The 6,475-nt window shown below is 68.8% G+C and carries 9 protein-coding genes; 5 read left to right on the plus strand and 4 right to left on the minus strand.

The annotated features are described in order from the left end of the window. The 4 genes from F9K34_RS16185 to mbfA all read right to left on the minus strand — a co-directional run. On the minus strand, positions 1-366 hold a 366-nt coding region (locus F9K34_RS16185), incomplete at its 3' end, for a YaiI/YqxD family protein (protein WP_291338154.1). Further along, positions 363-1,193, minus strand: a complete 831-nt coding sequence (gene fghA / locus F9K34_RS16190; protein WP_291338155.1) for an S-formylglutathione hydrolase — start codon at positions 1,191-1,193, stop codon at positions 363-365. The genes fghA and F9K34_RS16185, both read right to left, overlap by 4 nt. A 14-nt stretch (positions 1,194-1,207) precedes the next feature. Then, positions 1,208-2,137 carry an AEC family transporter gene (locus F9K34_RS16195; protein WP_291338156.1) on the minus strand — a complete coding sequence of 310 codons (930 nt, stop codon included), beginning with the start codon at positions 2,135-2,137 and terminating at the stop codon, positions 1,208-1,210. A 43-nt stretch (positions 2,138-2,180) separates the two neighbouring features. Further along, a complete protein-coding gene (gene mbfA, locus F9K34_RS16200) occupies positions 2,181-3,158 on the minus strand; it encodes an iron exporter MbfA (protein ID WP_291338157.1) in 978 nt (325 codons plus the stop codon). Between the two features lie 166 nt (positions 3,159-3,324). Here mbfA and F9K34_RS16205 point away from each other — a divergent pair, with 166 nt between their 5' ends. The 5 genes from F9K34_RS16205 to F9K34_RS16225 all read left to right on the plus strand — a co-directional run. Beyond that, complete coding sequence (locus F9K34_RS16205) at positions 3,325-3,495, plus strand: hypothetical protein (RefSeq protein ID WP_291338158.1); 171 nt, start codon at positions 3,325-3,327, stop codon at positions 3,493-3,495. A gap of 129 nt (positions 3,496-3,624) precedes the next feature. Next, positions 3,625-4,266, plus strand: coding sequence for a TetR/AcrR family transcriptional regulator (locus tag F9K34_RS16210; RefSeq protein WP_291338159.1), 642 nt, complete (start codon positions 3,625-3,627; stop codon positions 4,264-4,266). Between the two features lie 48 nt (positions 4,267-4,314). Then, positions 4,315-5,556: a peptidase T gene (pepT, locus tag F9K34_RS16215; RefSeq protein WP_291338160.1), complete on the plus strand. Its 1,242-nt coding sequence runs from the start codon at positions 4,315-4,317 to the stop codon at positions 5,554-5,556. 77 nt (positions 5,557-5,633) lie between these two features. Then, positions 5,634-5,948, plus strand: a complete 315-nt coding sequence (locus F9K34_RS16220) for an I78 family peptidase inhibitor (RefSeq protein WP_291338161.1) — start codon at positions 5,634-5,636, stop codon at positions 5,946-5,948. 65 nt (positions 5,949-6,013) lie between these two features. After that, positions 6,014-6,475, plus strand: a 462-nt coding sequence (locus F9K34_RS16225) for a Y-family DNA polymerase (RefSeq protein ID WP_291338162.1), incomplete at its 3' end; no start/stop codon positions are given.

Genomic DNA, 6,475 nt, shown 5'->3' on the forward strand with positions numbered 1-6,475 from the left:
GCCCTGCCGGAACGGGTCGGCGGCGCGCAGGTCGGCCATCAGGTCGCGTGTCGCCAGCGCGTTGCCGATGTTGGCTGGCGTGAGCGCACTGCCGTCATGCTTGAGCACGCCCGCTCCGGCGGCCACGCACTTCGCGGCGAGGGGAATGTCGGCCGTCACCACCACGTCGCCGGGCCCTGCGCGCTCGGCGATCCACTTGTCGGCCTCGTCCGGGCCTTCGGTCACGAAGACGACCTCGACGAGCGGATGCGCCGAGGGGCGCAGCCCGCCATTGCAGACGAGGAGGACGCGCACCCCCAGCCGTTCGGCGGCACGGACGCATTCGTCCTTCACGGGGCAGGCGTCGGCATCAACGTAAAGGCTCATGCGTAGAGCGCTTCGGCGTGGAAGGCGATGTGGTCGCGGATGAAGGACGAGACGAAGAAGTAGCTGTGATCGTAGCCGGGCTGCATCCGCACCTGGCCGTTCTGGCGCCGCTCCATCATTGCCAGCGCCAGTGCCTCGGGCTTCAGCAGATCGAGGAACTGGTCCTTCGACCCCTGGTCGATCAGCACCGGGCCGTCGAAGCCGAGCCGCCGCATGAGAAGCGTCGCGTCGTGCGGCGCCCAGGTGGCCTCGTCGGCGCCGAGATAGGCCCTGAACTGCTTGCGGCCCCAGTCGGACTGGGTCGGATGGGCGATCGGCGCGAAGGCCGAGACGGAGCGGAACCGTCCGGGCAGCCGCATCGCCAGCGTCAGCGCGCCGTGGCCGCCCATCGAATGGCCGGTGATCGCCTGACGGTCGTCGTCGAGCGCGAAATTGGCGGTCAGTATCCGCGGCAGCTCCTCGGCGATGTAGTCCCACATGCGGAAATGCGGCGCCCAGGGCTTTTCGGTCGCGTTGACGTAGAAGCCTGCCCCCTGGCCGAGATCATAGGCCTCGTCGTCCGCGACACCTTCGCCCCGGGGCGAAGTGTCGGGAAAGACCAGCGCGATGCCCGCCTCCGCGGCCCAGCCCTGCGCCGCCGACTTCACCATCGCGTTTTCATGCGTACAGGTGAGGCCGGAGAGGTACCAGAGCACCGGCACCGGATGGTCGGCCGCCTCTTCGGGCAGGAAGAGGCCGAAGGTCATGTCGCATCGGCAGGCATCGGAGACGTGGCGGTAGACACCCTGGATGCCGCCGAAGCATTTGTTTTCGGACAGGGTCTGCATGGCGTCGTCCTTTCTTATATGGCCGTGATCCAGGCGATGACGGCCGAGACGGTGAGGATGCTGAAGGCGGTCGAGATCAGGATGGAGGCTGAGACGCGCTGCGGCGCGACGCCGTAGTGGCGGGCCAGGATATAGACGTTGCCGGCAACGGGCAGCGAGGCCGCGGCGATCATCACGCCGGCGGCGAAGCGGTCCACCTCGAAGAGCCATAGCGCGGCGACGGCGACCGCCGCGGGATGCAGCACCAGCTTGGCGAAGCTGAGCCAGAGCGCGACGGAGAGCCGTTCGGCCGACTTCGACGCCAGCGAGGCACCGATCGCGAAGAGCGCGCCGGGCGTCGCGGCGGCACCGAGAAGGGCCAGGAACTCCTCCGCCGGGGCGGGCATGGGCAGGCGCAGGCCCGACCAGGCAAGGCCTGCGACCATCGCCACGATCATCGGGTTCTTCGCGAGGCCGAGCGCCAGGACCAGGACGATCCGCGGCGACAGGTGCCCCTCGCGCGAGGTGGTGATGATCAGCGTGATGAGACTCGAGAACACGATGAGGTCGATTGCGAGGACCATCAGCACCGGTCCGGCGGCCGCCGGGCCGAGGAGCATGGTCAGCATGGGCACGCCGAGAAAGCCGGTGTTGCCGATCACCGCGCATTGCGCCTCCACCGCCGCCTCCGGGAAGGTGACGGCTCGGGCGCGGGCGACGGCGAAGGCCAGAAGGTAGATGACCAGGCACCCGGTCAGATAGGCCATGGCGAAAGCCGCATCGAAGATCTCGCCGACCGAAAGGTTCGCCGCGAAGCGGAAGAGCATCGCCGAGAGCGCGAAGTAGAAGACGAAGCGCGTCAGCCACTCGGTCGCAACCTCGGGGAAGAAGCGCCATCGCCCCGCGCCCCAGCCGAGGCCGATGAGCGCGAAGAAGGGCAGGGTCTTGAGAAAGATCGCGAGCATGTTGCCTCGCGCCTAGCACGGTGTGGCGGGCAGGGCCAGCGGCTCAGCCGCCGCCGATGAAAGCCCCGGCCGCGAAGACAAGGGCGCCGCCGAGGACGACCTGGAAGGTCGCGCGCAGGAACGGCGTCTCCATGTAGCGGTTCTGAATCCACACGATGGCCCAGAGCTCGACGAAGACGATGACGATGGCCAGCGTGGTGGCAGTCCAGAAATCGTGGATGAGGTAGGGCAGGGCGTGGCCGAGCCCGCCGATGGTGGTCATGATGCCCGAGGCGAAGCCGCGCTTGACCGGTGAGCCGCGGCCGGAGATCACGCCATCGTCGTGCGCGGCCTCGGTGAAGCCCATGGAGATGCCCGCGCCGACGGCGGCAGCAAGCCCCACGGTCAGCGTGGTGGCGGGGTCGCGGGTGGCGAAGGCGGTGGCGAAGATCGGCGCGAGGGTCGAGACGGAGCCGTCCATCAGCCCCGCAAGCCCCGGCTGCACCCAGGTCAGGATGAACTGGCGGTGCGCCGCGCGGTCTTCCTCACCCTTTGCCTCGTCGTCGAGGTGGGTGGCGGAAAGCTCGCCCGCGCGCGCCTCGTGCTTCGCCTCGGCCGCAGCGAGATCGCCCAGCAGCTTGCGCGTCTCGGCGTCCTGCGTCCGTTCCGCCGCGCGACGATAGAAGGTCTCCGCCTCGCGCTCCATCGCCTCCGCCTCGCCGCGGATGCGGTCGAGACCGAGGTTCTCGACGAGCCACACCGGGCGGCGTGCGTAGAAGCCCGCGACGTGCTCGCGGCGGATGAGCGGGATCACCGCGCCGAACCGCTCCGTGTGGCGGTCGATGAGACGGCGGCGATGCTGGTCCTCCTCTTCGGCCATGGTGTCGAAGACGGCGGCCGAGGCGGGGAAGTCCTTGCGCAGTCGCTCCGCGTAGCTGCGGTAGATGCGCGCGTCGTCCTCCTCGGAGGAGATCGCCAGCGCGATGATTTCCTGATCGGTGAGGTCCGCGAAACGGCGACGGGTGGCAAGACCGGGGATCATGGCGGACTCCGTTTGGAATGTTTCCAAGCTATTCGGGTGACCAGGTGGCGGCAAGTGCGACACCTTGCCATATCTGAACCGATTTGTTCGGCTATGTCTTGAATAACTGAACCGATCAGTTTAGATATGAGTTCATTCACCGGAACAACCCTGATTGGAATCGGCCATGACGTCCTTCCGTGCCCCCATCGTCGCCCTGTGCATGAGCCTCGCCGCGCTCCCCGCCGCCGCCGGCGGCATCTCCTTCGACCTGCCGCGGCTCGAGTTTCCCGCGTCGGGGGCCGACGCCAGCCGCGACTGCACGCTGCCGCTCCTGCCGGGCGCGCCGCATCCCTGAGCCGCATCCGGACACTGATCCCCGCCTCATCCCGCGGGCACCTCGGGCGGGTTTCCCCGCCCTTTTTTCCCGCCCCGGCTTGCCCCGCGCTTCCCGCGCGGACTATCATCGCCCGACGCAGGGAGAGAGATGCCGGCAACCGCCCAGATCGTGACCATCAAGCGCGGACGCAAGTTCGAGCAGGTGCTGGAAGGCGCCCGGACCGTGTTCCTGCGCGACGGGTTCGAAGGGGCGAGCGTCGATGACATCGCGGCCGAGGCCGGTGTGTCGAAGGCGACGCTCTACAGCTACTTCCCCGACAAGCGCATCCTTTTCATCGAGGTCGCCAAGCAGGAAAGCAAGCGCCAGGCGGACGAGGCCGAGGTGCTCGTCACGCTGACCGCTCCACCCGACTGCGTCCTGCCGGAGGCTGCGCGTCGCATCATCGCCTTCACGCTGTCCGACCTCGGCCAGGCCGTTTTCCGGCTCTGCGTGGCGGAATCCGACCGGTTTCCGGAGCTCGGCCGGGAGTTCTACGCCTCGGGTCCCGCGCTCGTGCGCGACCGGCTCGCCACCTATCTGAACGGCGCGGTGGCGCGGGGCGAACTTGTCATCGACGATGTCTACCTCGCCGCCGACCAGTTCGCGTCGCTCTGCAAGGCGGGGATATTCCTTGCGGTCAGCTTCGGCGTGCAGCGCACCTATACCGCGACCGAGAGGGAGAGGGTGGCGAAGGGCGCGGTGGAGATGTTCCTCGCCCGCTACGGGGCCAAGGCACGCGCGCCGGCTTGACTTGCCGCGCATAACACGGGCTCATCCGGGCAACCGAGGAGATGCCCGATGCGCACCGAATTCGACCGCGAACTGGAAGAGCGGCTTGTCCGCTATGCCGCCATCGACACGCAGAGCGACGAGGAGTCTTCCTCCGCACCCTCCACCTCGATCCAGTTGGAACTGCAGCAGCTTCTCGCCGCCGAACTGACCGAGATGGGGGCTGCCGAGGTGCGACTGACGGACTACGGCGTGGTTCTGGCGACGATCCCGGCGACGGTCGAGGGCGCGCCGGTGATCGGCCTCCTCGCCCATGTCGATACCGCGCCGCAGTTCCACGCGGCGGGCGTCAAGCCCGTCGTCCACCGCAACTACAATGGCGGCACGATCGCCTTTGCCGACGCCCCGGGCCTTTCCCTCACGCCGGAGGTCTCGCCGGAACTGGCGAAGAAGGCCGGGCACGACATCATCACCGCAAGCGGCACCACGCTTCTCGGCGCCGACGACAAGGCGGGGGTTGCCGTCCTGATGACGGCCGCGCGACACCTTCTGGCCAACCCGTCGATCCCGCACGGCAGGATCCGCCTCGCCTTCACGCCCGACGAGGAGGTGGGCCGCGGCGTCGACCCGCGCCTGCCGAAGGACCTCGCGGTCGACTTCGCCTACACTTTCGACGGCAGCACCGTGGGCGAGATCGAGTACGAAAGCTTCTCCGCCGACGGCGCCGTGGTGACGGTGAAGGGTGTGTCGATCCATCCCGGCACGGCGAAGGACAAGATGGTGAACGCGCTGCATCTTGCCGCCAAGATCATCCAGACCCTGCCGCAGGTGACGATGACGCCCGAGACGACCGACGGGCGCGACGGCTTCATCCATGTCTACGAGTGCAGGGGGGGATCGGCCGAGGCGACGCTGAAATTCATCCTGCGCGACTTCGAACTGGAGGGGCTCGCGGCCAAGGGCAATCTCCTGCGCCAGGTCTGCGCGACCGTTGCCGCGACCGAGCTGCGGGCGGAGATCGCCTGCGAGATCAAGCCGCAGTACCGCAACATGCGCTACTGGCTGGAAGGGGACATGCGGCCCGTGGACCTCGCCCGGTCCGCCTGCCGCGATCTCGGGATCGAACCGGTGTCGGTGGCGATCCGTGGCGGCACCGACGGCTCGCGGCTGACGGAGATGGGCGTGCCCTGCCCCAACCTCTTCACCGGGATGCACGAGATCCACGGCCCCCTCGAATGGGTCAGCGTGCAGGACATGGCCGTCTCGGCGAAGCTTTGCCTCAGGCTTGTTGAACGCGCGGCGCTCGGCTGATGGCGCTTTGGCCCGCTGCGCGCCCGGGTTATCGTCGGGCTGCCGGCCCGGTGCCGGAGCTTGTCGGAGGCCAGGCGATGAAGTTCGGGACGTTCGCTCTGCCGCTGCTGCTTGGCGCCTGTGTCGCTGCGGTCGGCACGCCGCCGCGCGGCCCCCTTCCGGGCGGGCCCCAGGCTCCGGGGTGGATCGTGCCGGGGCCGGGCTGTGACCGCACCGACTTCGACCCGGCGCTCATCCTTGGCCGGCGGCCGGAAGACCTCGGGCTCGAACGCTTCCCCTTCCCGATCCGCGTCATCGCGCCGGGCCAGGCGGTGACGATGGATTACAGCGCGGCGCGGCTCAACCTCGAGACGGATGGCCGGGGGCGCATCACCCGCTTCCACTGCGGCTGAGCAGGACTCGACTCCCCCGGCGGGTGGGAGATATAAAGAACAAAAGAAGAACAATTGCTGCCGCCATGCCCGCCGCCCGCCGCATCCTCTCGCTCTGGTTTCCCCGCCTTGGCGCGGAACGGGTCCTGCGCGAGATGCGCGGGCTCGGGCCGCCCCCCGCCTTCGCCATCGTCGGCGAGGCGGCGAACCGGCAAGTCCTCACCTCGCTCAGCGAAGGCGCGGAGGAGGCGGGGCTCTACCTCGGTCAGCCCCTGCGCGACGCGCTCGCCATGTGCCCGGGGCTTCTCACCCGGCTCAGGAACCGCCATGCCGAGGCGCGATTCCTGACCGCGCTCCGCCGCTGGGCGGGAAAGTTCAGCCCGCGCGTGGGCGAGGAGGCGCCGGATGGACTCGTCATCGACCTGTCCGGCGCGGCGCATCTCTTCGGCGGCGAATGGGGGGTACTCGATGCCGTGGCGGAGGATTGCGCCCATCTCGGCGTGACGGTCGAGGCCGGGATCGCCGACACGCCGAGATGGGCGCAATCC

This window comes from Albidovulum sp., assembly GCF_008933605.1.
Classification (GTDB): Bacteria; Pseudomonadota; Alphaproteobacteria; order Rhodobacterales; family Rhodobacteraceae; genus Albidovulum.

Excerpts from the sequence above, each read along its gene's own strand:
- fghA (WP_291338155.1), bottom strand. The coding sequence starts at position 1,193 with ATGCAGACCCTGTCCGAAAACAAATGCTTCGGCGGCATCCAGGGTGTC.
- F9K34_RS16195 (WP_291338156.1), bottom strand. The coding sequence starts at position 2,137 with ATGCTCGCGATCTTTCTCAAGACCCTGCCCTTCTTCGCGCTCATCGGC.
- mbfA (WP_291338157.1), bottom strand. The coding sequence starts at position 3,158 with ATGATCCCCGGTCTTGCCACCCGTCGCCGTTTCGCGGACCTCACCGAT.
- F9K34_RS16205 (WP_291338158.1), top strand. The coding sequence starts at position 3,325 with ATGACGTCCTTCCGTGCCCCCATCGTCGCCCTGTGCATGAGCCTCGCC.
- F9K34_RS16210 (WP_291338159.1), top strand. The coding sequence starts at position 3,625 with ATGCCGGCAACCGCCCAGATCGTGACCATCAAGCGCGGACGCAAGTTC.
- pepT (WP_291338160.1), top strand. The coding sequence starts at position 4,315 with ATGCGCACCGAATTCGACCGCGAACTGGAAGAGCGGCTTGTCCGCTAT.
- F9K34_RS16220 (WP_291338161.1), top strand. The coding sequence starts at position 5,634 with ATGAAGTTCGGGACGTTCGCTCTGCCGCTGCTGCTTGGCGCCTGTGTC.